The organism is Streptomyces sp. NPDC040545 (genome assembly GCF_055595065.1).
Genome location: NZ_JBVIWA010000002.1, coordinates 595,872 through 620,532 on the forward strand (window position 1 = coordinate 595,872; position 24,661 = coordinate 620,532).

Sequence of the window (24,661 nt, forward strand, 5' to 3'; positions counted from 1 at the left end):
CGCCGGTACCGCCTCGGGGCTAGGTTGTCCACATGAGCAATCTCGATCGCCAGCCCGCTCTCTCCGCCTGCGGCGGCCGCGGCTTCGTCGTGGCCGAACCGGTGCGCGAGCTCCTCAGCCCGCGCACGGTCAAGCTCGGAGAGTCCACCGAGGTCCGCCGACTCCTGCCCAACCTGGGCCGCCGCATGGTGGGCGCCTGGTGCTTCGTGGACCACTACGGCCCGGACGACATCGCCGACGAGCCCGGCATGCAGGTCCCTCCCCACCCCCACTCCGGGCTCCAGACGGTGAGCTGGCTCCACGAGGGCGAGGTGCTGCACCGCGACAGCGTCGGCAGCCTCGCCACGATCCGCCCGCGCGAGCTGGGCCTGATGACCTCCGGCCGCGGCATCAGCCACTCCGAGGAGAGCCCGCGCCCACACGCCCGCTTCCTGCACGGCGCCCAGCTGTGGGTCGCCCTGCCGGACGCCCACCGGGACGTGGAACCGCACTTCCAGCACCACGCGGAGCTCCCGCAGGTGACGGCCCCGGGCCTGACGGCGACGGTCATCCTGGGCACCCTGGACACCGCGACCTCGCCCGGTACGGCGTACACCCCGATCGTCGGCGCCGACCTGGCCCTGGCGGCCGGCACCGAGACCCGCCTCCCGCTCGACCCGGACTTCGAGTACGCGGTCCTGTCGATGTCGGGCGAAGCCCACGTGGACGGCGTCCCCGTCCTCCCGGGCTCGATGCTCTACCTGGGCTGCGGCCGCACCGAACTCCCCCTGCGCGCAACCTCGGACGCGGGCCTGATGCTCCTGGGCGGCGAGCCGTTCGAGGAGGAGATCGTCATGTTCTGGAACTGGATCGGACGGTCCCAGGAGGACATCGCCGGCTTCCGCGAGGACTGGATGAACGGAACCCGCTTCGGCGAGGTGAAGGGCTACGACGGCGCTCCTCTTCCGGCTCCAGAGCTCCCCGCAACTCGCCTGAAGCCCCGAGGTCGCGTGCGCTGAACTGCGCCGATGTAGGAACCAGGGTCGTGTGAGCGGCTACGTAGGCCCTTCCGCTTCGGGTGTCCCTTCGGAAGTCGACACGCCTTCCGAAGGGGGCCGGTAGCCCCCTGGCCCTGGGTCTCAAGTGAGACTCCCTGTACGTCACCGCCGCCGGTGGTACGGGTCGCCGAGCCACGTCGCCCATCACCGGGATCCCGGAGCGAAGTCGACACCCTCGTCGTTGAGCTTGTGCCGGACAACGAACGTTTCCACCTCGCCGGTCGGCCAGACCGATCCCTGCTTGCGCAGCGCTTCCAAGTACTCCTGGTTCTGGGGTGCATCGGTCAGGAGGATGTTCCGGTTCCCCTTCGCCAGCCATGGGTTGTCCGAAAGCCGGACCCGGTGTTCGAGGTTCAGCGGTTCGAAGCCTTCCGTGCCGTTGGCGCGACGGACCCTGATCTGGAGCGTGCCGGTCGGGTTGAGCCGGGCGTCACCGGCGGCTACGAGCTCGCCTTCGATCGCCTGGAGATCGGCGTCGGCTCGCAGCCGCCTCATCGCCTTGCCCTGGAGGCTGCTGAAGTCCTCGCGCGCGAGGACACGGGCCTCGCGCAGGATGCCCATCGCCCGGGCCCTCTGCTGCGAAGTCAAGGCGGGGGCATTGCCGACCTCTGCCCGCAGGGCGTCGAACTGGGTGCCGAGCTGCGTCAGGCGGGCCCGCCCGGGGGTGGCCCGTTCCGCGGCCAGGGTCTGGTCGATCACAGTCGGAAGGCGTTGGTTGGCGAGCCGCTCGTAGCGGGCGACCAGCTCGGGGTTCGCGACGCGGACGAAGCGGGTCTGCGCGGTGCGAACCTCGGGAGCCGGCTGTACCAGGCCCGCCGAAGCGGCACCCGTCTTTGTAGCACGCAGCGCCCCGGCAGTGTTGGAGACGAAGGTGTCACGAACGGCCTGTTGACCGGCCTCCTTCTCTGCGTCGACCTGGGACTGGCGGCCGATCCTGGGCACGGTGACGAAGCGGTTCTCCTGATACTCGTGCCTGACGAGGACTTCGTCGAGCACGACGGGTTCCTGGGTGTCCATCCTCACGCGCGGCAGAGTGCCATTTGCCTCCAGCTCCCGCTCCAGCGCACGCGGCGAAACGCTGCCCGGGTCGATCGGGCCCCGGCCGAGACCCAGGACAAGCTGATCGAAACTCTTCCCCATCCGCTTCTCGAGTTCGCTGCGAACCTCGGCGTCGGTCCTCCTGTCCCGTGCCGCTCCCTCCTGGCGTGCGATGACGGCACGGCCGGTGGCGTCGTACTGGACGACGTGCGCCAGCTCGTGCGCCAGGAGGCGGCGACCCGCGTGGCCTTGCAGGGATTCCCCCCGGCCCAGGACGACATTCCGCCCGAAACTGTATGCGCGGGCCCCGAGTAGGTCCGCCATGGCGGCCGCCTCAGGTCCACTGTGCACCCGTACGCCGCTGAAGTCGTGCCGGAAGGCCCGCTGCCACTCCGTCCGCACCGGGAGGGTCAGCTGCCGACCTCCGGACGCGGGGACCACTCCTGTGTCCGGAGCGCTGAGCTCCGCGCCGGGGCCGGCCTGCGCCGTCATCGCCGTGACACCGGTGGCGGTGAAAGCGGCCGCCCGGTCCGGCGCCGTCAGGGCACGGTCGGCCAGCACACCCGCCGCCTGCTCCAGAGTGTCGCCAGGTGTGGTGACGGGCAGGCTGCGTGTGACGCAGGGCAGCCTGTCGGTGGCCCCTGCTGGGGAGGCCGAGGACCGGTGAACATGGCTGAACGAGGGCATCGGGCACCTCCTGGGGCGCCCTGCCGTGATTGTGATCGCAGGGGGCCTGTCGCCACCATAGGACGGGCGGGTCACCGCCGCATTGCAGGGACCTTGCCCGCGCATGCCGTCGGCGGTGGCGGTGATCTGCACACCGCCGTAGTCGGATGGCCGGTGTCGCCCTGGGTGTCGGCGGGACGCCGCCCGCCGCCCGCCTCCAGCTCCGGGGCGGCCGCGCCTCCGGCGCGTCGTGCGCCATACGGGGCAGGTAAACAGGGTCGGCGGTGCGGCGGCCGCACGCAGGCCGCTCCGTGTGCCTACGGTGCTGGGCGCCCGCCGTTCCCGTCCCGGAACCTCGCGCCGACAGCTGGAGAGAGGGCTGCCCATGCCTGTGAACGTCTCGTTCCCCGGCGTCTACATCAACGAAGTCAAGAGCCGGGTGCGGACCATCACCGGAGTTCCGACGTCGGTGGCCGCCTTCGTCGGCCCGGCCCCCCGCGGCCCCTCCGACGGGCCCGTGCGCATCACCGGCTGGGCTGACTACGAGGCCCAGTTCGGCGGGCTCGACAAGAACAGCAAGATGAGCTACGCGGTCTACCAGTTCTTCCTGAACGGCGGCAGCGATGCCGAGATCGTCCGGCTCGTCCCGGGCAGGGCCCCCAGGGTGACGGTCCGGGTCGGCAAGAGGCCCAAGACCGCCGCTGACCAGCGCCCCGAGCTCGAGGCCGCGAGCAAGGGAATCTGGGCCAAGGGCCTGCGGGTCCGCGTCGACCACGACGGGATCCGCGACGAGGACAAGGATCTGTACAACCTGACCGTCCGGGACGCCGCAACGGGTGTGCAGGAGCGCTACACCAACGTCAGTGCCGAGGCGGAGAGTCCTCGCAGCCTGGCGAAGGTGCTCAGCGGGTCACGGCTGGTCGCGGAGTTCGCATCCGGAACAGGGCGACCGCTCCCGCACGACACTCCGGAGGACTCGTCCGGCGACCTTCTGGCAGGTCCGCCGGAGGTACCGGCGAAATCCGACGACGAGGGCAGGCACGAAGACGCGCACGGAGACGGCGACCAGGACGGGGACGAAGACGCGGGTGCCGGGGACGGCGGTGGCAACAGAGGCCGGGGCAACGGCAACAGCAACCGGAGGGGCAAGACGCTGTTCCTCTACGAGGAGACGAAGACGCACCCGCAGGGCGCGAAGGCCGACGGGAGCCTGGAGGTGGCCGACTACCTGGGCAGCCGGCGCGGCGCGGACGGCGCCGCGGAGAAGGAGGGCATGCACCAGCTCCTCAAGACGGACATCTTCAACCTGCTGTGTCTGCCGGACACTCAAGAGGACGCCGTTCTGAGCGCCGCCCTGCAACTGTGCGTCGAGCGGCGCGCGATCCTCCTCGTCGATCCGCCGGACGGCTGGAAGGGCAAGACCGCCGGCAAGGTCGCCGAGCTCGCTCTCAACCAGCCCGTGCTCTCCGGCGACCCCGCCAAGAACGCGGCCCTCTACTTCCCCGAGGTCCTGGCCCCCGACCCTCTCCAGAACGGCGAGGTCAAGCCCTTCCCGCCCTGCGGCGTCATGGCCGGCGTGCTGGCCCGTACCGATGTCCAGCGCGGGGTCTGGAAGGCAGCGGCCGGCACGGACGCCTCGCTGACCGGGGTCACCGGGCTCACCACGGTGCTCACCGACCGAGAGAACGGGCTGCTGAACCCGCTCGGTGTCAACTGTCTGCGTCAACTCCCCCTGGTGGGGCCGGTGGCCTGGGGCGCGCGCACGCTGCGCGGTGCGGACCGGCTCGCCGACGAGTGGAAGTACCTGCCCGTCCGCCGCCTCGCGCTCTTCGTGGAGGAGAGCCTGTTCCGCGGCACCCAGTGGGTGGTGTTCGAGCCCAACGACGAACCCCTGTGGTCGTCGATCCGGCTGAACGTCGGAGCGTTCATGAACTCCCTGTTCCGCGAGGGCGCGTTCCAGGGGCGCACCCCCGACGAGGCGTACCTCGTCAAGTGCGACCGGGAGAACAACCCGCAGAACGACATCGACCGGGGCATCGTCAACATCCAGGTCGGCTTCGCGCCGCTGAAGCCCGCCGAGTTCGTGATCATCCACATCGAGCAGCTCGCCGGCCAGATCCAGACCTAGCAGGAGGACGTCCGATGCCGGACATCACGCGCAGGGACCCCTTCAAGAATTTCCGGTTCCGGGTGAAGTTCAGCGGGTCCACGGAGTACATCGCCGGGGTCAGCAAGGTCAGCGGCCTCAAGCGGACCACCGAGGTGATCAAACACCGCGACGGCGGCAGCCCCGGCACCAGCAGCAAGCTCCCGGGCCGCACCGAGTACGAACCCGTCACGCTGGAACGCGGCTGCACCACCGACACCGTCTTCGAGGAATGGGCCAACACGGTCTGGAGCTTCCGCAACGCCGCCGGATCGCTGGAGACCTCGCTCAAGAACTTTCGCCGGGACCTCATCATCGACGTGTTCGACGAGGGCGGCCAGAAGGTGCTCTCGTACGCCGTGCACGACTGCTGGGTCTCGGAGTACCAGGCGCTCCCGGACCTCGACGCCAACGCCAACGGGGTCGCGTTCGAACACATCAAACTCGAACACCACGGCTGGGTGCGCGAGCGCACCGACCCCCCGCAGCTGCCGCAGTTCAGCGACACGGCCTCGGGCTGACCCGGTGACGGCCGAACTGACCGAAGCCCGGCTCCTGGACATCTGGGAGACGGGCAGCGGACAGGAACCGCCGGCCCGCGCCCTGCTGCTCGCCGCTGCCGCGGCGGCGCTGCCCGGGCTGCTCGGGCCGGGCCCGGCCGGGACCGGACGGCCGGGCCCGCCGGCGGGCATGCAGCCCGTCGCCGAACGCACCCTGGCCGCCCTCAACGCCCTCCTGCTCGACCTGCGCGAACGCTGCTTCGGTACGGCGCTGCCGTGCGCCGCCGACTGCCCGCACTGCGCCGAGCAGCTCGACGTCACCCTCACCACCGCCGAACTGCGCCCGCCCGGCGACGGCACCGCCCCGCCCGACGGGGCACCCGCGACCGGCCGAGTCCGCGTCGACGGGCGCGAGGTGACCTACCGCGCCCTGACCGGGGGAGACCTGCTGGCCGTGGACTCCGGCGCGCCGGGGGCGCGGCGGGCCCTGCTGGGCCGGTGCGTGCTGGGCACCGTACCGCAGGCCCCCGAGGGGCCGAGCGATGCGGTCCTCGAAGCGGTGGCCGAGCGGCTGGGCGCCCTCGACCCGGGGGCCGACACCGCGGTGGCGCTCACCTGCCCGTACTGCCGCCACAGCTGGACGGCGGCCTTCGACCTCGCCGGATACGTGTGGGCCGAGGTCGAGGCGTACGCCCGCCGACTGCTCCACGAGGTGCACGTGCTCGCCCGCGCCTACGGATGGACGGAGGGCGAGGTCCTCGGAGTGAGCCCGGTCCGACGGCAGTACTACCTGGAGGCGACGACCGCATGAGCGACTTCGTGGGCCGGCTGCTGGGCGCGCCGGGTCCCCGGCTGCGCCCCCAGCTGCCGACCCTGTTCGACCCCGGGGCCACCCGGCTCCGGACCCCGGACGATGCCCTTCCGGTGATGGCGGAGGAGACGGCCCCGGCCCTGCCGTACGAGGCTGTGCACCCGGCTTCCCACGCGCTGCCCCCGGCGGCCTCGCGCCCGCAAACCCCGCCCCACGGCCCGCCCGAAGCCGCGGAAGACCCCGGGGCCACCCGGCTCCGGACCCCGGACGATGCCCTTTCGGTGATGGCGGAGGAGACGGCCCCGGCCCTGCCGTACGAGGCTGTGCACCCGGCTTCCCACGCGCTGCCCCCGGCGGCCTCGCGCCCGCAAACCCCGCTCCACGGCCCGCCCGAAGCCGCGGAAGACCCCGGAGGATCCCCGGTCCGGGACCCTGCGCCGGCCTCTCACCGGGCAGCCCCGCCCGCCGGCCACGCGCCGCAGGCGCGGCGTACGGCAGCGGGCGCGGGGCGCCCCGCACCGAGCGCCGCCGAGCGGGCAGCCGTACCGACGGCCGGGTCCGGGGTCGCTGCCGTCGGCGCCTCCGGTGTCCGGGCGCCGGGCGCTGTGCACCCTTCGCCCCCCGCTGGCCCGGCGCCCGTGGCGGCCGGTCAACTTCCGTCCGAAGCCGGGTTGTCGGAGCGACCCGGTGCGGCCCCGGATCCCGTCCCGCCGTCCGCCGCGCGCCCGGCCCCCGGGCACCCCGTCCTCCCGGCGGCACCGGCCGGGTACCCCGTGCGCCCGGTGCGCACCGGGCTGCCCGGCGGACCGCCCGGACCGGCGGCGCGGCGGTACGGGGCACCGGCCGAGGCCGCCGAGCCGGTCGTGCGGATCACCATCGACCGGCTCGAAGTCCGGGCTGCCCCGCAGCCGGCGGCCCCCGCGCGCACCCCGCGCTGGCAGCCGCGGCTCGGCCTCGACGAATACCTCAGGGGGCGGTCATGAGCGACAGCTTCGCCGTGGCCGCCGTGACGGACACCCTGCGGGCGATCCTCCAGGGCGCCGTCGGCAGCCAGGTGCCCGGCGCCGTGGTCACCGCGCGCCCGCCCGACGAAGTCGCCGTAGACCAGCCCAGCGCCGCCCTCAACGTCTTCCTGTACCGGACCGCCGTCGACGGGAGCTGGCGCAACCTCGACCCCGTCGGCACGCGCCCCGGCGAGACCGCGCGACCGGCGCTGCCCCTGGTCCTGCACTACCTCCTGACCCCGCACGCCAGCGGCGACGCCCAGGAGTCCACGGCCCACCGGATCCTCGGCGCCGCCATGGTCGCGCTGCACGACCACGCCGAGCTGGGGCCGGAGGAGATCAGACGGGCGGCGCCCTTCAGCAATCTGCACCTTCAGCCGGAATCGGTGCGGATCACCCCGGTCACCCTGTCGACCGACGACATCTCCAAGCTGTGGACCGCCTTCCAGAGCCAGTACCGCACCTCGGTGGCCTACGAGGTGCGCATCGTGCTGATCGACAGCTCGCTGCCCGGCCGGGCACCCCTTCCCGTGCTGGCCCGCGGGGACCAGGACCGGGGCCCCGAGGCGGCCGCGAACACCGCCGGCCCGCTGCCGGCGTTGACGGCGGTGCTTCCCGGGACTGTGCAGCCTGGTGACGAACTGACGGTCGCCGGGACCCGGTTCGACACGGGGGACGCGCTGCTGCGCCTCACCCATCCGCTGCTGGGCGGACCGTTGGACGTTCCCGCGCGGGAGGCGGATGCCGCCGAGGCGCGCTTCGTACTCCCCGAGGACCTGGCCGCGGGCACCTGGTCCGCGGCCGTGGTGCTCACCGCGGCCGACGGCACCCAGCAGGCCACCAGGCCCCTGCCGTTGGGTGTAGCGCCGCGCCTGCTCGAACCGCTGCCGCTGGAGGTGGAAGCCGAGGTCGGCGGATCGGCACGGCTGGAGGTGCGCTGCGCGCCGCCGGTCCATCCGGGACAGCGGGTCCAACTGATCGTGGGGGACCGGCCTTTGGCACCCGCTGACGCCTTCGCGAACACGACGGACCGGCTGCGGTTCCGCTGGCCGGACGCCCGGCCCGGACGGCACGCCCTGCGGCTGCGGGTCGACGACGTGGAGAGCCTGCCCGCCGTGGACGCGGCAGGGCGCCCGGAGTTCCCGGCCGATGCAGCGGTGGTGGTGGCATGAGGGCCGATTCCTCGTCGGCGCGGGGCGAGTGGGAGGAACACAACAACCGTCACCTGGCCGACTCCCTCGCCGGGCTGCGCACCCTCCTGCGCGAGCGCATCGCGGCGATCACCGGCACACCCGCCGAAGGCGAGGCGGAGCCGACGCCGGCACCCGACGGGCCCCCGGCATCCACCGTCACCGCCGACCCGCCCCCGTCGTCGGATGTGCCCCCGCCCTCGTACGCCCGCCCGCCCGCGCTCGTCGGCCTGGGCGACCTGCTCGGCCTCTCCCCGTTCGAACGTGACACCCTGCTGCTGTGCGCCGCACCGGAGTTCGACCCCGGCATCACCGAGCTGTACGCCAGGGCCCAGGGCAGCCCCCTCGCCGCCCACCCCACGTTCGCCCTCGCGCTGTCCCTCTTCCCCGATCCGGCCTGGGACGTTCTGTCCCCGTACCGGGGGCTGCGCTACTGGCGGCTCGTCGACGTCGATCGGGCGCCCGGACAGCCGCTGGTGACCAGCCTCCTGCGGGCCGACGAGCGGATCGTCCACCACCTCAAGGGCCTCGACCACCTCGACGTACGCCTGCACGCCCTGCTGACCCCCCTCCGGTCCGCCCCGGCCGATGACCCCGGCCGACCGCGGCCGCCGGCCGCCCGGCACTCGGCGGTGGACGAGGCCGTCGGCCACTGGCTCGACCCGGCGCCCGGCGCGGCCGAGGGCCTGCCGGTGATCCAGCTTCTGGGCACGGACCGGGAGAGCAAGCGGTCGGTGGCCGAACAGTGCGCCGCCGACTTCGGGCTGCTGCTGTACGGGATGCCTGCCGGGCTGCTCCCCGACTCGGCCGAGGAACTCGACGCCCTCGCCCGGCTGTGGCAGCGCGAGGCCCGGCTGGCGCCGCTCGCGCTCTACCTCGACGCGGACGACGCACCTGCCGCCGGCGAGCTCCCCGAGCGGACCGGGCAGGTCGCCCGGTTCCTCGAACGCAGCGGCGGCCCCCGCTTCGTGGCCACCCGAGAGGCCAGGGCCGACGTACCCGCGCCGACGGCGACCGTCGAGGTGGCGCCGCCCCCGGCCCTGGAGCGCGCCGCCGCCTGGGGCGCGGTCCTGCCGCCCGCGGACGCGGACCGGCTGGCCGGCCAGTTCACACTGGACCTCTCCGCCATCCACGACGTGGCCACCGCGGCCGGCGGAGACCCCGAACAGGCCTGGCGTGGCTGCCTGGTGCGCACCCGGCCGCGACTCGGCCCCCTGGCGCAGCGGCTGGACTCCCGCGTCGGCTGGGAGGACATCGTGCTGCCCGATGAGGAGACGGCCCTGCTCCGGCAGATCGCCGACCAGGTGGCGCAGCGGGCCACCGTGCACGACCGGTGGGGCTTCGGAGGGCGGATCAGCCGGGGGCTGGGCATCAGCGCCCTGTTCACCGGGGCCAGCGGCACGGGCAAAACCATGGCCGCCGAGGTGCTGGCCGGGCACCTGGGACTCGACCTGTACCGGGTGGACCTGTCGGCCGCGGTGAGCAAGTACATCGGTGAGACCGAGAAGAACCTGCGGCGGCTGTTCGACGCCGCCGAGCCGGGCGGGGCGGTCCTCTTCTTCGACGAGGCGGACGCCTTGTTCGGCAAGCGCAGCGAGGTCAAGGACTCCCACGACCGGTACGCCAACATCGAAGTGAGCTACCTGCTCCAGCAGATGGAGGCCTACCGCGGGCTGGCGATCCTCGCCACCAACCAGCGCCGCGCGCTGGACACGGCGTTCCTGCGGCGGCTGCGGTTCATCGTGCCCTTCGCCTTCCCCGGGGTCGGGGAGCGCCGCGAGATGTGGGCGCGGGCCTTCCCGGAGGGCGCCCCCGTCGAGCCGCTGGACCTGGACCGGCTGGCCGGCCTGCCGCTCAGCGGCGGCATGATCCGCAACATCGCCCTCAACGCCGCCTTCGCGGCGGCTGCTGCGGACACCGCCATCGCCATGCCGGCCGTCCTGGCAGCCGTACGGGCGGAACTGCGCAAAACGGAGACCCCGGTGCCGGAGCACGACCTGGCCTGGCCGGTCCCGGTACCGAAGGGGGCGGGGCTGTGAGGATCGAGCTGCGCATCGGCCGGATCGTGCTGGAGGGCGTCGACCCCGCGGATGCCCCGGCCGTCCGCGCCGCCCTCACCTCCCGCCTCACCGACCTCCTCACCCAGACCCCGCCCACGACCCCCCACCACACCCACCGCCTCACGCCCCTCACCGTCCCCGCACCCGCTGACCCCACGGCCTTCGGCCACGCTCTCGCAGTAACCGTCCACGCCGGCCTGACCTGCCCGACGGGGGTCGGCCGGTGAGCACGAAGGAACCGCGGAGCACCGCCGCGACGCCGTCCGCGCCGACCCACGCCCCCGAGCGCCCGCTGCGACGGGCCGCCGGGCCGGGCCCGGACGAGCTCCGGCGGCCCGGCACATGGGTACGGGACTTCAGTGGGGTGCGGACCCGGTCGGCCGATCGGCCCGTACCCGAGCACGGACTGCCGCAGCCGGCCCGGGACGTGGTGCGCAGCCCGGGTGTCCCGCTGCCCGCGGCGCTGCGCGAGGACGCCGAGCGGCGCTTTTGGCACGCCTTCAGCCACGTCCGGGTCCACACCGACCCCGAGGCGGCCCGCGCCGCCCGAGCCCTGGGCGCCCATGCCTTCACCGTCGGCCACCACATCGCCTTCGCCGCCGGCCGGTTCGCCCCAACCATCCCCACGGGCGCCCGGCTCCTGACCCACGAACTGGCCCACGTCGCCCAGCAGGACCTCGGCGCCGCCGGCCATGCGCACGGCGCGGCCGCAGAATCCGAGGCAGCGCTGCTCTCCCGCGACCCATCGACGCGCAGAAGGGTGCGGGTGGGCGCCCGGGTCGGGGTGCACCGCTCCGAGGACCACCAGATCCTGGAGGAGGACACCCGCGCCTTCTACTACCCGCCTTCCTACCGGCCCCAGATGGCGCAGAAGGGCGTCGACCTCGTCCTCGGCGGCAGCACCCCCGAGTACACGCAGACGACGAACCCCAAGGGCGGGCGGGTCGAGGTCCTCGAACGGGTCACCGGCGGCACCTGGATCCAGATCAAGCGTCTGACGCCGCAGAACGACATGAGCATCGGAGCACTGCAGAAGCGCGTACGGGCCGATGTGGCGGAGGCCGTCGTGATGTTCCGGGGCGCGATCGCCCACCCGGAGGACGCCAAGAACATGCCCATGGAGGGCGCGAAGTGGGAGGGAAAGACGCCGGTCGGGACGTGGAACCGGACGGTGCTCCAGAAGCCCGACCGCCTGCTGATCCACATCGAGGTGCCCGGCTACTCCAGCAAGAGTCCCGCGGACCAGGCGCTGCTCCGGGGGGGCCGCCGAAGGGGCGGCCAAGGGGGCCCGGTTCGGCCGCATCCCGCTGCGGATCGTCCTGGTCGACCCGCCTCCATCGGTGCGGGGCATGGCGCTCGCCCGGGTGAAGCTCGCCGGGCGCCTGGCCGGTCGGCTGCCGGTCGGCCTCAAGGCCCTCGCGGCTGTGTCGACTCTGCTGAAGGTCTACAAGGCGGTGGAGTTCGTCAAGATCCCCTTCGCCGTGTACGACTCGATGCTCGCCACCCAGTGGCAGGCGGAGCAGGCCGGGCAGGGCAGGCCGTTCATCCTCCTCGACGAGACACAGAAGGTCGAAGAGACGTGCAGACTGCTCGCCGACGCCCGGGCCGAGCAGGACACGTACAGCGAAGAACTCCGCGACCTGACCCCGCTGTTCATGGACATCGGCGCTTCGGGGGACTTGGACGCGATCCGCAACACGAGCCTGAGGCTGCTGAGCAGCGCGACGCTCACAGCCTCGCGGCTGACCGACGTCATCGGCGACCTCGACCGCCTGGAGAACTACAAGAAGCGTGCCGAACAGCGCCAGGATGTCGCGGACCGGCTGCTCAAGGTCTCCCACCTCATCCACGTCATTTACCCGAGCACCGGGATGCAGGTCGACCTGTGGCACACGCGCGAGGACCTCCAGAAACTCGCCAACCTGGCCACCAACGCCATCAACGACGCGACCGAGCTGCGGGACCGGCTCGCCGACGACGACAACTGGCTCACGGCGTGGACCACGCTCTTCCGGGTCTGGTACGCGCCCTTCGAAGCCCTGGCACAGCCGCACCCGAACACGCCCGCCGCACCGCCGGCGCCGACACCGTAGCAACGCCCCTTTGACCCGAGCGGAGAACGTCCGATGGCCCCCGTCACCCCCGCCGCGCTGCGCGGCGGCATCGTGTTCCTCGACCCCGAGCACGGGCGCGTGCTGCGTGTCGTGCCGTTCCAGTACAACCCGGACACGGTGACCCGGACGCTCACCGCGCAGGGGGTCGGGGACGAGGCGGGGGCGCGGCTGGAGGCGCTGCGGCTCAAGGGGCCGCCGAAGGAGACGTTCAAGCTCGACGCCGAGTTCGATGCGGCCGACCAGCTCGACCCGATGGGGTGCCGGTCCACGGAGGTGGGGCGGACCGGGCTGTTCGGGGCGCTGGCGGCGCTGGAGAGCGCCGTGTACCCGACCAGCGCGCAGCTGCTCGAAGAAGAGAGCCTCGCCTCGGCCGGGATGATCGAGATCGCGCCGAGGGAGGCGCCGCTGAACGTGCTGGTGCTCGGCACCCGGCGGGTGGTCCCCGTGCGCATCGTCGACTTGACCGTCACCGAGGAGGCGTACGACGGCGAACTGAACCCGATCCGGGCCAAGGTGGGGCTCTCCATGCGCACCCTCACCGTCGACGACGTCGGCTTCCGGCACAAGGCGGGCGTCCTGTACCTGCGCTACCAGCAGACCAAGGAGCGGTTCGCCGACCTCGTCGGCACCGGAGGCCCCGAGGCGGTGGGCCTGTCCGCGCTCTGAGGCCCGCCCCCGGACACGACCCCGAGAACCCCCGAAAGGCAGCGGATGTTCGAGCCCACCAGCCGGTACCACGCGATCGCGACCGCGACCTGGACGGCCCCGGACGGGCGGACCGTCACCTACGTGCGCCGCCGCTTCCTGCCGCAGCCCGACGAGCTCGCACCGCTCGGTGAGCATGTCGTGGTGGGAGGCGACCGGCTGGACCTGATCGCCGCCCGGCACTTCGGCGACCCGGACCAGGACTGGAGGATCGCCGATGCCCACCGGGTGGTACGCCCCGACGACCTCACCGCCACCCCCGGCCGACGCCTGCGCATCACCCTCCCGGCGGGAATCCCCGGCATCCCGGTCACCGGGGCCGCCACGTCATGAGCGCGAACCTGCGGCTGATGCTGCTCATGGGCGCGATGGTGCCCGCGCCCGCGCCGGCCGTGCTGCTGGACGCCCTCCAGTCGGTCCAGGTCACCAACTCCAGCGGCGGGGCCAGCGGCTTCCAGCTGACCTTCGCCGTCGCCAAGCGCTCGCCCGTGATGCGGGTGCTGCTGCCCTCGGGGGCCCTCGACCCCCAGACCCGGGTGGTCGTGGTCGCGGTGGTCGGCGGCGTCCCGCACGTGCTGATGGACGGCGTGGTCACCCGGCAGGAGCTCAACCCCGGTACGTCGCCCGGCACTTCGCAGCTCACCCTGACCGGCGAGGACCTCACGCTCCTGATGGACCTGCGGCACGTCCAGCGCAGCTACCCCGGCCTGCCGTACCACCTGCGGGCGATGGCCGTGTGCGCGAGCTACGCCCAGTACGGCATCATCCCGGCCGCCGTGCCCACGGTGATCAGCAACCTCCCGCCGGACCCCACGAGGGAGATCCCCGCCCAGTCCTCCACCGACCGCGAGTATCTCAAGTCGCTGGCCTCCAAGGCGGGTTACGTGTTCTTCCTCGAACCGGGGCCCGCCCCCGGCGTCAGCATCGCCTACTGGGGCCCCGAGGTGCGCGCCGGACTCCTCCAGCCCGCGCTCACCGTCGACTCCGGGGCGGCCACCAACGTCGAGTCGCTCACCTTCGGCTACGACGGGCTCAGCCGGACCCAGTACACGATCCCGCTCACCGAACCCAACACCAAGATCACGTTCGAGGTGCCGGTGCCGGACATCAGCCTGCTCCGCCCGCCCCTCGCCGTCCGGCCAGCCATCACCATGCGCGAGGAGCCGCTGCCCGACCTGACCGGCCGCACGATCCCCGAGGCGCTGCTGCTGGGACTCAGCCGCACCTCCGCTTCCGCGGACGCGGTCACCGGTAGTGGCAAGCTCGACGTGCTGCGCTACGGCCATGTGCTCAGCGCCCGCCACCTGGTCGGCGTCCGCGGCGCCGGAATCGCGTACGACGGCGTGTACTACGTCCGCAGTGTCACCCATGACATCCGGCGCGGGGAGTACAAGCAGAGCTTCACGCTCACCCGGGACGGACTCGTCTCCAACACACCGGTGGTGATCCCATGACCGTGCCAGCCTCCGCCACGAAGCGATGGGACGGCCTCTACCAGGGCGTCGTCGTCTCCAACGTGGATCCGACCCAGTGCGGTCGGCTCCTGGTGCGCGTGCCCGAAGTGCTCGGCAACGACCCGAGCTTCTGGGCGCAGCCGCTCTCCCCGCTCGCTGGCACGGGCAACGGGGTGTACGTCGTCCCGGCGCTCAGCTCCGGGGTGTGGGTGCAGTTCCTGGGCGGCGACCTGGGTCGGCCCGTCTGGGTGGGCTTCTGGCGGGGCGGCCCGGCCGAGGTCCCCCCGGCCGCCAAGATGACAGCGCCCGGCATCCCGCAGATCGTGCTGGCGACACCGGGCCAGAACGCGCTGGTGATCAGCGACCAGAGCGCGCCGCTGGGTGGTATCACCCTCCAACTCCACGGTCCGGCAGGGCCGTTCATCAAGATCGACGAAAAGGGCATCGAGCTGTCCTGCGGTCCCGGTCTGGCCAGCATCAGGCTCATGGGCAAGCAGGTCATCGTCAACGACGGCGCCCTGATGGTGCAGTGAGGAGTACGCGATGCCGGGACTATTGTTCCACTTCGGGGCCACCATGACCTGCGCCCATCCGCCGGGACTGGTGAACATCCCGACGCCCGTCCAGCAGCGGGTGCTGGTCATGGCGCAACCGGTCGCCACCACCGCGGACACCTTCCTCGTCACCGGCTGCGCCCTGACCGGGACCGGCCCCCCGCCCTGCACGGCCATCCAGTGGACGGGCGTGGCCGCCCGGGTGTTCGTCGGCGGGCTGCCAGCCCTGCTGCAACCCACCCCGCCGCCGTCCCCTGGCGCCGGGCTCAGTGCGTCGGCGACGCCCCTGCCGCCCATCGTGCAGGCCGCCCAGATCCGGGTGTGGGGGATGTGAGCGCCGTGAACGTCGACTTCCCCTACCGCATCGACGCGCGCGGCCGGACCGCGGCCACCGGACACGCGGAGCACGTGCGGAACATGGTGGAACAGGTGCTGTTCACCACGCCGGGCGAACGGGTGCACCGGCCCGACTTCGGCTGCGGGCTGCTGGACCTGGTCTTCGGGCCGGCCGCGCGGGAGGTGGCCGCCACCGTCGAGATGACGGCCCAGGCCGCCCTCCAGCGCTGGCTCGGCGATCTGCTGGACGTCGAGACCCTCGAAGTGACGGTGGAGGAGTCCGCGTTGAACGTGTTCGTTGCCTACCGGCTCCTTGCCACCGGCGAGCGGCAGAGCATCCGCATCGACGGAGGGACCGCGCGATGACCGCAGCGGAGCACCTTCCGAAACAGGAATCCGCTTACGGACCCGCGGACGCCACCTCGTACGGCACCTCGTACGGATCCGAGTTCGGATCCTCGTACGCTTCGCCGCCCGCGGACGGTTCCGGGTCGCCGACGCTGGGCTGCGACAGCGAGCGGCGCCGGACTGCCGTCCGCGAACACGGCCTGGTCGGCATCGAGGACGTATCGGTCGGGGCCGACCGGCGCACGCTGACCGTCATGTTCTTCGGGACGCCGCCCACCGGGCTGAACCGGCAGCACTTCAGGATCGAGGGCGGTCGGCGCGTCACCGACATCCGCGTCACCGCCGTCACCGCGCACGACGACCCCGACGGGGACGGCGACCGCTGCTGCCTCCGGCTGACCCTCGACCGGTGCGGCGACTCGTCCGTCTACCGGCTGTGCGCCCGCGGTGACGGCTTCGACTCCCGCTACAACAGCCGGGAGTTCAGCTTCCGGCCCACCCCGGCGGGTCTGGACTGCGCACCCGCGGTGGAGCCCTGCCCGCCGCTGCCCGAACCGGCACCCGTCATCGACTACCTGGCCAGGGACTTCCCGAGCTTCCGACGGCTGCTGCTCGAACGGCTCTCCCTGACGATGCCGGGGTGGACCGAGCAGCACGCCGCCGACCTCGGCATCACCCTGGTCGAGCTGCTCGCGCACGTCGGCGACCGGCTGAGCTACCAGCAGGATGCCGTCGCCACCGAGGCGTACCTCGACACCGCCCGGCTGCGCACCTCGGTCCGCCGCCACGCCCGGCTGGTCGACTACCCGATGCACGACGGCTGCGCCGCCCGCACATTCGTCTGTCTGGAGGCGCGCGAGGAGGTCACCCTGCGGGGCGGGGACCTGGCCTTCACCGTGCTCCCGCCCGGCCGGTACGCCGGCCCGCTCGGGCCGGTCCTGGCGGCGGCGGAGGTCGACGCCGGGCAGCGGCCCGTCTTCCAGCCGGTGCACGACCGGGACATCACCTTGTACCCCGCCCACAGCCGGATCTCCCTGTGGACGTGGGAGGACCGCGCATGCTGCCTGCCCGCGGGCACGACCACGGCCACCCTGCGCGACACGGCGACGGAAGAGGGGTCCCGGGAACGCGTGCTGCGGCTCGTCCCCGGCGACGTCGTCGTCTTCGAGGAGGTGCTCGGCGCGGGCACCGGATCCCCGGCCGACGCTCTCCCCTCACACCGGCAGGCCGTCCGGCTGACCGGGGTCACCCCGGCTGTCGACGCGCTCACCGACACCCCCGTCCTCGAGATCTCCTGGGCCGCCGAGGATGCCCTGACGTTCCCCTTCTGCGTCAGCGCCACCGACCCGGCCGGCGAGGACCTGGAGGTCGGCATCGTCCGCGGCAATGCCGTGCTCGTCGAGCACGGCCTGTCCAACATGTGGGCTGGCCGCGACCCCGAGAAACTGCCCCCGCCCGTCGGGCGCCGGCCCCACGCATTGCGGGGCAGCCACGTCACCCGGACCGCGCCCTACCCCCGGCCCGCCGACATCGCCGCCGCGCAGGCCCGGTGGCTGGAGCGGCTGCCGGATGCGGCCCGGGACCGGCTCTGGGAGCTCGGCAGGCGGAACGTCCGGCCCGAGGATGGCGACCTCGCCTTCCTGCGGACGCTGTTCGGGCCCCGCGCACTGGACCGGGTCCGCCTCGACGAGTACCCCGGCGCGGCGTTGGAAACCCTGCTCCATCGCTTCGACGAGCTCCTCAAAGGCAAGCTCCGGCGCATCGAAGGCCTGGCCCGGCAGACCCGTTCGGGGTACGTGCTCCAGGAGGCGGACACCGGCTGGGAGCTGGACCACACCTGGGGCGACGGCGCGTGGAGGCTGATCGCCCCCGACAACCACGCCCTGCACGGTCCGGCCCGCGAGGCCCTGCTCCCCGACCCCCGCGAGGCGCTGCCCGCCCTGCGGGTCTGGCCGTGGGACCCCAAGGACGAGCCCGACGGGCAGCACGGGCAGAACGGGCCGGCCGTGCCCGCCGGCCCGTCGGGCAAGGAGCAGACCGGCGGCAAGGCCCAGCAGGCCCACCAGGCATATCAGGCACAACAGACCCAACTAGCCCAACAAGCGCAGACGTCGCACACAGCGCAGACGGCGCAGGCCGCCCCGCCGCACCAGCAGACGACGGCGCCCGACGACCACCACCACACGCGCCACCCCCATCGCCCCCACCACTCAACCGACCGCACCCCCCAAGACGACGACACCGACCCCTCCGACCGCTCCGACCGCTCCGATCGGTCCGGCGAGCCCTGGACCCCGCGCCGCGACCTCCTCTCCAGCGGCCCGCGAGACCGCCACCTGGTCGGCGAGAGCGACGACGACGGCATGCTCACCCTCCGGTTCGGCACGGGCGGCGCCGGGGCCGCACCGCCCCGCGGCAGCGGATTGGTGGCCGAGTACCGGATCGGCAACGGCCGGGCCGGTAACGTCGGCGCCGGCACGATCTGCCTCGTGTCCGCGGGCGCGGCCGACCTGTCGGCCGTCGCCAGGGTGTGCAACCCGCTGCCCGCCACCGGCGGCACCGACCCCGAACCGGTCGCCGCGGTACGGCTCGCCGCCCCCCGAGAACCCTTCCGCCGCCTGCGCCGCGCCGTCACCGCCGCGGACTACGCCGCGCTCGCGGGCCTGCGCCCCGGAGTGCAGCGGGCCGCCGCGGCCCTGCGCTGGACCGGCAGCTGGTACGAGGCGGACATCGCGGTGGACGCCCTGGGCAGCGCCGACGTACCGCACCGGCTGCTGGCGGAGGTCCGGCACGAACTGCACCGCTACCGCTGCATCGGGCACGACGTGGTCACCGGCCCGGCCGTGCACGTCCCCCTCGACGTCGCCCTCGCCGTCACGGCCGAGCCCGACCACATCGGCGGGCACGTGCGGCGGGACGTGCTGCGCGAACTGCGGCCGGGCCCCCTGCCGGGCGGCCGACGGGGCTTCTTCGACCCCGACGAGCTGACCTTCGGAACCCCGGTGCGGGTGAGCCGGCTGGTCGCCGCCGCCGCGGCCGTCCCCGGCGTCCGCCACGTCGAGGTGACCTGCCTGCGCCGGCTGTACGGCCCGCCCGGCCCCGCGCCGAATGCACCCGCCCCGAGCGCATCCGCCGGGACCGCGACCACCCCGGCCGCCCCCGCCCCGCCCCCCACCGCCGAGGCCGTACCGGCCACCGGCGTCCTGCGGCTGCGACCGCTCGAGATCGCCCGGCTCGACGACGACCCGGCGCGCCCCGAGAACGGGCGGCTGACCGTCACTGTGCAAGGAGGACGATGAGCGGCTCGCCCCGCCCTTGCGGCTGCTGCGCCAGCACCCGTTCCGCCACCCCGGCCGCGGTCTGGAACCGCCCCGGTCTGCCCGCACTGGACCGCCGCATCGGCACCCACCGGCAGTTCCTGGACTCCATGCTGGCCCGGCTCTCGGCCACCGACCGCCCCGCACTGGCCCCGCTGACCACCCGCGAGCCGGACGACCCGTCGATCGCCCTGCTCGACGGCTGGGCCGTCATCGCGGACGTCCTGACCTTCTACCAGGAGCGCATCGCCAACGAGGGGTACCTGCGCACCGCCACGGAAATTGACTCGCTGACCCGGCTCGGCCGGCTCGTCGGACACCGCCCCCGGCCCGCGCTCGCGGCCGCCACCCACCTCGCGTACACCCTCGACCCGGGCACCAGTACGACGATCCCGGCGGGCTCGCAGGTCAAGAGCGCCCCCCTGCCGGGCGGGCTGCCGCAGACCTTCGAGACGTCCCAGGACCTCACCGCACGTGCCGAGTGGAACGAGCTGCCGGTCCGACGCACGGCCCCGCCCGCCTTCACCCCGCACCGGGTCGAAAACCTCCGGGAACTCGAACTGACCGGCATGCAGCCCTCGATCCGGCCGGGCGACCGCCTGCTGTTCCGCTTCTCGGCCCCCGAGGACGCCAGAGTGCGCACCGTCTGGGAGGTCCGCCCCGACCCCGCGCGGGGCCGCACCGTCGTGTACTTCGCCTCGGCCAACGGGGAACAGCTGTACGCCGAGACCATGGCCCGGCTGAGCAGCGGGGTACGCGCCGCCGTCCTCCAGGTGCCGACGGGCGAGATCGCCGCCGACATCAAGACCCGGGTACTGGAGCCGCTCCAGGCCACCGGCATGAAGCCGCGGATCGGCCAGTACGTCGAGCAGATCGCCGACCCGCTCCGGCGCCTCGGCGAGCACCTGGCCGTCGCCCGCGTCACCGGGGACGTCGCCGTCGAGGCCTGGCTCGCCCGGATCGTCGAGCGCGGCCGGGAGGTGTCGGCCGCGGCCGCCGCCGTGACCGGGGTGCCGCTGCTCGCCGACCCGGGCATGGCCGTCACCAATCCCAAAGCCCGGTCCGGCGGGGTGCCCGAGGGCAGCCCGGCGCTCGTCGGTCTCGCCCCCGCCCTGGACGCACTGGCCGGCCCCGGATCCCGCCCGCCCACCGGGTCCCGGCTGCGGCCGCCCGGCGTCGCCGACCTGTTCGCCGCCGACTCCGACGGCCTGCCCAGGCTGCTCGCCGCCGTCCGCCCCCGGCTCGCGGCGGGGCTCTACCGCGCCCTGAACACCGTCTCCGTCGCGGCACCCGACTCCTTCGTCGAGGTGCAGTGGCTGCGCGTCCGGGCCGCCCCCGCCGGCACCGCGTTCCGCGAACGGGGCAACAGGGGTGCGCGGCTGATCGACGTGGACAACCACGAGCGCAACAACGGGCTCGCCCCCGAAGGCCGCCAGCTCACCCTCGACGCCGTCTACGACACCGTCGTCGCGCACAGCTGGATCGTCGTGGAACGCGGCGGCAAGGACCCGCTCGTCCGCCAGGTGCAGGAGGTCCGCCAGCCCTCCGCACTGGGCCGGAACCTGGCCGTCAAGTCGACCCAGCTGCGCCTGGAGACCTCGCTGCCGCCGAAGTACTTCACGGACGACGGGCGGCGCGAGACAACGGTGTGGGCGGCCGGCGAAGCCCTCCCCGTGGCCGATGCCCCGCTCCGGGACGACGTCGGGGACTGGGAGATCGACCTGGACGCCGCCTACGAGGGGCTGCGCCCCGGCCAGTGGCTGGTGGTCTCCGGCGAGCGCACCGACGTGCCCTTCGTCACCGGCGTACGCGGCACCGAGCTGGTCATGCTGGGCGGCGTACGCCAGAGCCACCCCCGGCGCCCCGGCGAACGGGCCCGCACCACGCTCATCCTGACGGCTAAGCTCGCCTACCGCTACCGGCGCGACACCGTCGTCGTGCACGGCAACGTCATCCCCGCCACCGTGGGCGAGACCCGCACTGAGGTCCTCGGCAGCGGCGACGCCGGCCGGGGCGGGCAGACCTTCGCGCTGCGCCAGGGCCCGCTCACCTGCCTGCCCGCCGCCACGCCCGACGGCGCGGCCGACACCCTGACCGTCCGGGTCGCCGACCTGCGGTGGCAGCGGGCCGACGACCTCACCGAACTGGGCCCGGCCGACACCGGCTACCGGCTGCGAACCGGCGCCGACGGCGCCGCCGCCGTGGAGTTCGGCGACGGCCGGCACGGCAGCCGACTGCCCACCGGCACGGAGAACGTCGGCGCCCGCTACCGGATCGGCTCCGGCAGCGCGGGCAACGTGGCCGCCGGACAGGTCAACCAGGTGGTCAGCAGGCCCCCGGGCGTCAGCGCCGTCACCAACCCACTGCCCGCGACCGGCGGCACCGACCCGGACGGCGTCGACGACACCCGCAGCCGCGTCCCACTGCGCCTGCGGGCCCTGGACCGGCTGGTCTCCCTGCGCGACTACGAGGACTTCGCCCGAGCCTTCGCCGGCATCGGCAAGGCGAACGCGCAGTACGTCGTCGACGGCCGCCGCCGGATCGTGCTGGTCACCGTCGCCGCCGTCGACGACGCCCCGCTCACGCCGGGCTCGCCCCTGGTCACCGCCCTGGAGACCGCGCTCGCCACGTACGGCGACCCCCACCTGCCGGTACGGGTCGCCGTACGCGAGCGGGTCCTGCTCCTGATGGCGGCCGGGATCCGGGTACAGCCCGACCGCACCTGGGAGTCGGTCGCCCCCGCCGTCCGCAGGGCCCTGAACGACGCCCTCGGCTTCGCCGGCACCGAACTCGCCGCGCCCGCCCACCTCAGCACGGCCTACCGCGCCGCCCAGTCCGTGCCCGGCGTCGACCACGTGGACGTGGACCTGTTCACGGGCGTCCCCGACGACGTCGACACCACCGCCCTGGCCCGGCTCGCCGACACGCTCACCACGGCCCGCGCCTGCGTCACGGCCCGGCCCGCCGGGAACCGGGCCACCCGCCACGAAACGGCCGACCGGGACACCCTCACCTCGGTGGCCCGGCAGTACGGGCTCACGGTCCACCGGCTCCTGCGGCTCAACCCCGGCATCGACCAGGTGGTGCTCCGGGCCCGGCTGAAGGACGCCTTCCCCCAGCTGGTCGTCCGGCGCGGCCTGCGGCCCGCGCAGCTCGCCGTGCTCGACCCTGCGACCCCCGACACCCTCGTCCTGCGGAGGATCCCATGACCCCCGACGAGCTCTACGGCCTGCTGCCCGCGGTCCACCGCCGGCGCGACGAGGAGAGCGGCGGCCGGCTGTGCGCGCTCCTCGCCGTCATCGCCGAACAGGCCGACCTGGTCGAGGCCGACATCGAACGGCTCTACGCCGACTCGTTCATCGAGACCTGCGCCGACTGGGCCGTCCCCTACCTCGGCGACCTCGTCGGTCACCGCATGCTGCCCAGGGCGGCCGGGCTCGACTCGGGCACGGCCGAGGCGCAGCGCTGGCTGGCGGCGGCCGTCCCCCGCCGGGAAGTGGCCGACGCCGTCGCCAACCGGCGCCGCAAGGGCACGCTCGCCCTCCTGGAGGACCTGGCCGCCGATGTGGCCGGCTGGCCGGCCCGCGCCGTGGAGTACCGTCGGCTCCTCGCCGTCACCCAGCCCGTGCGCCGGTACCCGGCCGACGACCGCGGGGCCCGCCGCCGGCTGCGCCACGGCCGGCTGCCGGACCTGCGCCGGGTGGACGCCCTCGACCGGCTCTGCGGGCCCTTCGACGAACTGGCCCGCACCGCGGAGGTCGCCCGCCCCGGATCCGCTCGCCGGGCCGGCCGGCACGGCATCCCCGGCGTGGGCTTGCACGTGTGGCGGCTGCTCGCCCACGCGGTCACCCGCGCCCCGGCCTACTGCGACGACCGCGCGCCCTACCGGTTCACCTTCAGCGCCCTCGGCAACGACATCCCGCTGTTCACCAAGCCGGTGACCGAGCCGTCCCCGTGCCACACCGCGGACGAGATGAACGTTCCGGCGCCGATCAGACGGCGCGCCCTCACCGAGCGGCTCGCCGACTACTACGGGCCGGGCAAGAGCCTGTGTGTGTGGCCCGGCCCCGAGGGCCCCCCGGTGCCGCTCGACCGGATCGTGGCCGCCGACCTGTCGGGGTGGACCTACCGGCCGCGGGCCGGCCAGGTCGCCGTCGACCCGGTTCTCGGCCGGATCGCCTTCCCGGCCCGCGAGGCGCCGGAGGCCGGCGTCCTGGTCACCTACCACCACGGGGCCGCCGCCGACCTGGGCGGCGGCGAGTACCCCCGCCCGGGTGCGGCGGACACCGACGCGGGCGCCCACGTCTACCGGGTCGGGCCCGGCGAGCGGTACCGGCGCATCACCGAGGCGCTGGATCGCTGGCGCGCCGGCTGGCGGCACGGCGGGCGGCGGCCCGAGGCGGTCGTCGAGATCACCGGGAACGGCGCCTACCAGGAGGTCCTCGCGATCGAGCTCGACCCGGGGGACCGGCTGACGCTGCGGGCCGCCGACGGCGTGCGGCCGGTGCTGCGGCTGCTCGACTGGTCCGGCAACCGGCCCGACGCCCTGCGGATCACCGGCACGGGCCGGGGCGAGGGGCCGCTGCCGCGGATCGTGCTGGACGGCCTGCTCATCGCCGGGCGCAGCGTGCAGGTGCACGGGCAGGTGGGCGAGGTCGTCGTACGGCACTGCACCCTGGTGCCCGGCTGGGACCTGGACGAACGGGCCCGACCGCAGCATCCCGAGGAGCCCGGCCTGGAGCTCGTCAACACCCCGGCGCGGCTGCGGGTCGAGCACTCCGTACTCGGCACCGTCGTCGTCAGGCAGGACGAGACGGCAGACGAACCCAACCGCGTCTGCCTGGCCGACTCCGTACTGGACGCCACCGGCCGCGAGTCGGCGGCACTGACCGGCCCGGAGGGCCGCCCCGCCCACGCGGTGCTCGCCGCGCGCCGCACGACCGTGATCGGGACGGTGCGCGTGCGGGCCGTGGAGCTGCTGGAGAACTCCCTCTTCGACGGCGAGGTACGGGTCTCGCACCGGGGCGAGGGCTGCGTGCGGTTCTGCTGGGTGCCGCCGGACTCCCACACCCCCGCCCGGTTCCACTGCGAGCCGGAGCAGTCCGGCGACCCGCGACGCGTCGCACTGCGTTTCACCAGCACCCGGTACGGCACTCCGGGGTACGTTCAACTCGCCGACGGGTGCGCCGAGGAGATCCGCCGGGGCGCGGACGACGGCTCGGAACCGGGTGCCCTGCACGACCTGTTCCAGCCGTTGAGGGAGGACAACCTGCGCACCCGACTCGACGAGTACACGCCCGCCGGCTGCGACAGCGGCCTGTTCTTCGTCACCTGAGCCGCGGCGGCCCCCGGGCCGCGCGCGGACGAGCCACTCCTCACGT

At 73.8% G+C, this 24,661-nt stretch carries 19 protein-coding genes and 1 pseudogene; 19 read left to right on the forward strand and 1 reads right to left on the reverse strand.

From position 1 onward, the window contains the following. Positions 1-32 precede the first annotated feature (32 nt). A complete protein-coding gene (locus tag ACZ573_RS07510) occupies positions 33-998 on the forward strand; it encodes a pirin family protein (RefSeq protein WP_471300356.1) in 966 nt (321 codons plus the stop codon). A gap of 183 nt (positions 999-1,181) precedes the next feature. On the opposite strand, the gene ACZ573_RS07515 is transcribed toward ACZ573_RS07510, so the two are convergent. Continuing rightward, positions 1,182-3,128, reverse strand: coding sequence for an eCIS core domain-containing protein (locus ACZ573_RS07515; protein ID WP_471300359.1), 1,947 nt, complete (start codon positions 3,126-3,128; stop codon positions 1,182-1,184). Between ACZ573_RS07515 and ACZ573_RS07520 the strand changes: the two genes are divergently transcribed. The 18 genes and pseudogenes from ACZ573_RS07520 (at position 3,127) to ACZ573_RS07605 (ending at position 24,615) form a co-directional block, all read left to right on the forward strand. Continuing rightward, positions 3,127-4,869, forward strand: a complete 1,743-nt coding sequence (locus ACZ573_RS07520) for a phage tail sheath family protein (protein ID WP_471300362.1) — start codon at positions 3,127-3,129, stop codon at positions 4,867-4,869. The two genes, ACZ573_RS07515 and ACZ573_RS07520, sit on opposite strands and share 2 nt — an antisense overlap. 14 nt (positions 4,870-4,883) lie before the next feature. Next, a complete protein-coding gene (locus tag ACZ573_RS07525) occupies positions 4,884-5,408 on the forward strand; it encodes a phage tail protein (protein ID WP_471300364.1) in 525 nt (174 codons plus the stop codon). Between the two features lie 4 nt (positions 5,409-5,412). Next, a complete protein-coding gene (locus ACZ573_RS07530) occupies positions 5,413-6,198 on the forward strand; it encodes a hypothetical protein (RefSeq protein WP_471300367.1) in 786 nt (261 codons plus the stop codon). After that, on the forward strand, positions 6,195-7,181 hold the full coding sequence (locus ACZ573_RS07535; protein ID WP_471300369.1) for a hypothetical protein: 987 nt from the start codon (positions 6,195-6,197) through the stop codon (positions 7,179-7,181). The genes ACZ573_RS07530 and ACZ573_RS07535 overlap by 4 nt, the downstream gene beginning before the upstream one ends. Next, positions 7,178-8,374 carry a Pvc16 family protein gene (locus tag ACZ573_RS07540; protein ID WP_471300372.1) on the forward strand — a complete coding sequence of 399 codons (1,197 nt, stop codon included), beginning with the start codon at positions 7,178-7,180 and terminating at the stop codon, positions 8,372-8,374. Before ACZ573_RS07535 ends, ACZ573_RS07540 begins: the two co-directional genes overlap by 4 nt. Further along, the gene (locus ACZ573_RS07545; protein ID WP_471300375.1) at positions 8,371-10,431 is read left to right on the forward strand and encodes an ATP-binding protein; all 2,061 of its coding nucleotides are present in this window, start codon (positions 8,371-8,373) and stop codon (positions 10,429-10,431) included. Before ACZ573_RS07540 ends, ACZ573_RS07545 begins: the two co-directional genes overlap by 4 nt. Beyond that, positions 10,428-10,679, forward strand: coding sequence for a hypothetical protein (locus ACZ573_RS07550; RefSeq protein ID WP_471300377.1), 252 nt, complete (start codon positions 10,428-10,430; stop codon positions 10,677-10,679). The genes ACZ573_RS07545 and ACZ573_RS07550 overlap by 4 nt, the downstream gene beginning before the upstream one ends. 203 nt (positions 10,680-10,882) lie before the next feature. Beyond that, positions 10,883-11,116, forward strand: a pseudogene (locus tag ACZ573_RS07555) (eCIS core domain-containing protein); the annotation flags it as partial. A 685-nt stretch (positions 11,117-11,801) separates the two neighbouring features. Beyond that, a complete protein-coding gene (locus ACZ573_RS07560) occupies positions 11,802-12,545 on the forward strand; it encodes a hypothetical protein (RefSeq protein WP_471300380.1) in 744 nt (247 codons plus the stop codon). A 33-nt stretch (positions 12,546-12,578) separates the two neighbouring features. Next, the gene (locus ACZ573_RS07565) at positions 12,579-13,232 is read left to right on the forward strand and encodes a hypothetical protein (protein ID WP_471300383.1); all 654 of its coding nucleotides are present in this window, start codon (positions 12,579-12,581) and stop codon (positions 13,230-13,232) included. Positions 13,233-13,277: 45 nt separating this feature from the next. After that, positions 13,278-13,604, forward strand: coding sequence for a hypothetical protein (locus ACZ573_RS07570; RefSeq protein ID WP_471300386.1), 327 nt, complete (start codon positions 13,278-13,280; stop codon positions 13,602-13,604). Then, positions 13,601-14,725, forward strand: coding sequence for a hypothetical protein (locus tag ACZ573_RS07575; RefSeq protein WP_471300389.1), 1,125 nt, complete (start codon positions 13,601-13,603; stop codon positions 14,723-14,725). Before ACZ573_RS07570 ends, ACZ573_RS07575 begins: the two co-directional genes overlap by 4 nt. Beyond that, positions 14,722-15,258: a phage baseplate assembly protein V gene (locus tag ACZ573_RS07580; RefSeq protein ID WP_471300392.1), complete on the forward strand. Its 537-nt coding sequence runs from the start codon at positions 14,722-14,724 to the stop codon at positions 15,256-15,258. Before ACZ573_RS07575 ends, ACZ573_RS07580 begins: the two co-directional genes overlap by 4 nt. 10 nt (positions 15,259-15,268) lie before the next feature. Further along, positions 15,269-15,613, forward strand: coding sequence for a hypothetical protein (locus ACZ573_RS07585; protein WP_471300395.1), 345 nt, complete (start codon positions 15,269-15,271; stop codon positions 15,611-15,613). Continuing rightward, positions 15,610-15,981, forward strand: a complete 372-nt coding sequence (locus ACZ573_RS07590) for a GPW/gp25 family protein (protein ID WP_471300398.1) — start codon at positions 15,610-15,612, stop codon at positions 15,979-15,981. Before ACZ573_RS07585 ends, ACZ573_RS07590 begins: the two co-directional genes overlap by 4 nt. After that, the gene (locus tag ACZ573_RS07595; protein WP_471300400.1) at positions 15,978-19,262 is read left to right on the forward strand and encodes a putative baseplate assembly protein; all 3,285 of its coding nucleotides are present in this window, start codon (positions 15,978-15,980) and stop codon (positions 19,260-19,262) included. Before ACZ573_RS07590 ends, ACZ573_RS07595 begins: the two co-directional genes overlap by 4 nt. After that, positions 19,259-22,489: a putative baseplate assembly protein gene (locus tag ACZ573_RS07600; RefSeq protein ID WP_471300403.1), complete on the forward strand. Its 3,231-nt coding sequence runs from the start codon at positions 19,259-19,261 to the stop codon at positions 22,487-22,489. Before ACZ573_RS07595 ends, ACZ573_RS07600 begins: the two co-directional genes overlap by 4 nt. After that, positions 22,486-24,615 (forward strand): hypothetical protein, encoded by a 2,130-nt coding sequence (locus ACZ573_RS07605; protein WP_471300406.1) that lies wholly within the window; start codon positions 22,486-22,488, stop codon positions 24,613-24,615. The genes ACZ573_RS07600 and ACZ573_RS07605 overlap by 4 nt, the downstream gene beginning before the upstream one ends. Positions 24,616-24,661 lie beyond the last annotated feature (46 nt).

Coding starts and splice junctions, on each gene's coding strand:
- ACZ573_RS07515 (WP_471300359.1), bottom strand. CDS start 3,128: ATGGGCAGCCCTCTCTCCAGCTGTCGGCGCGAGGTTCCGGGACGGGAA.
- ACZ573_RS07605 (WP_471300406.1), top strand. CDS start 22,486: ATGACCCCCGACGAGCTCTACGGCCTGCTGCCCGCGGTCCACCGCCGG.
- ACZ573_RS07600 (WP_471300403.1), top strand. CDS start 19,259: ATGAGCGGCTCGCCCCGCCCTTGCGGCTGCTGCGCCAGCACCCGTTCC.
- ACZ573_RS07535 (WP_471300369.1), top strand. CDS start 6,195: ATGAGCGACTTCGTGGGCCGGCTGCTGGGCGCGCCGGGTCCCCGGCTG.
- ACZ573_RS07545 (WP_471300375.1), top strand. CDS start 8,371: ATGAGGGCCGATTCCTCGTCGGCGCGGGGCGAGTGGGAGGAACACAAC.
- ACZ573_RS07585 (WP_471300395.1), top strand. CDS start 15,269: ATGCCGGGACTATTGTTCCACTTCGGGGCCACCATGACCTGCGCCCAT.
- ACZ573_RS07570 (WP_471300386.1), top strand. CDS start 13,278: ATGTTCGAGCCCACCAGCCGGTACCACGCGATCGCGACCGCGACCTGG.
- ACZ573_RS07520 (WP_471300362.1), top strand. CDS start 3,127: ATGCCTGTGAACGTCTCGTTCCCCGGCGTCTACATCAACGAAGTCAAG.
- ACZ573_RS07575 (WP_471300389.1), top strand. CDS start 13,601: ATGAGCGCGAACCTGCGGCTGATGCTGCTCATGGGCGCGATGGTGCCC.
- ACZ573_RS07560 (WP_471300380.1), top strand. CDS start 11,802: ATGGCGCTCGCCCGGGTGAAGCTCGCCGGGCGCCTGGCCGGTCGGCTG.
- ACZ573_RS07525 (WP_471300364.1), top strand. CDS start 4,884: ATGCCGGACATCACGCGCAGGGACCCCTTCAAGAATTTCCGGTTCCGG.
- ACZ573_RS07510 (WP_471300356.1), top strand. CDS start 33: ATGAGCAATCTCGATCGCCAGCCCGCTCTCTCCGCCTGCGGCGGCCGC.
- ACZ573_RS07580 (WP_471300392.1), top strand. CDS start 14,722: ATGACCGTGCCAGCCTCCGCCACGAAGCGATGGGACGGCCTCTACCAG.
- ACZ573_RS07595 (WP_471300400.1), top strand. CDS start 15,978: ATGACCGCAGCGGAGCACCTTCCGAAACAGGAATCCGCTTACGGACCC.
- ACZ573_RS07565 (WP_471300383.1), top strand. CDS start 12,579: ATGGCCCCCGTCACCCCCGCCGCGCTGCGCGGCGGCATCGTGTTCCTC.
- ACZ573_RS07540 (WP_471300372.1), top strand. CDS start 7,178: ATGAGCGACAGCTTCGCCGTGGCCGCCGTGACGGACACCCTGCGGGCG.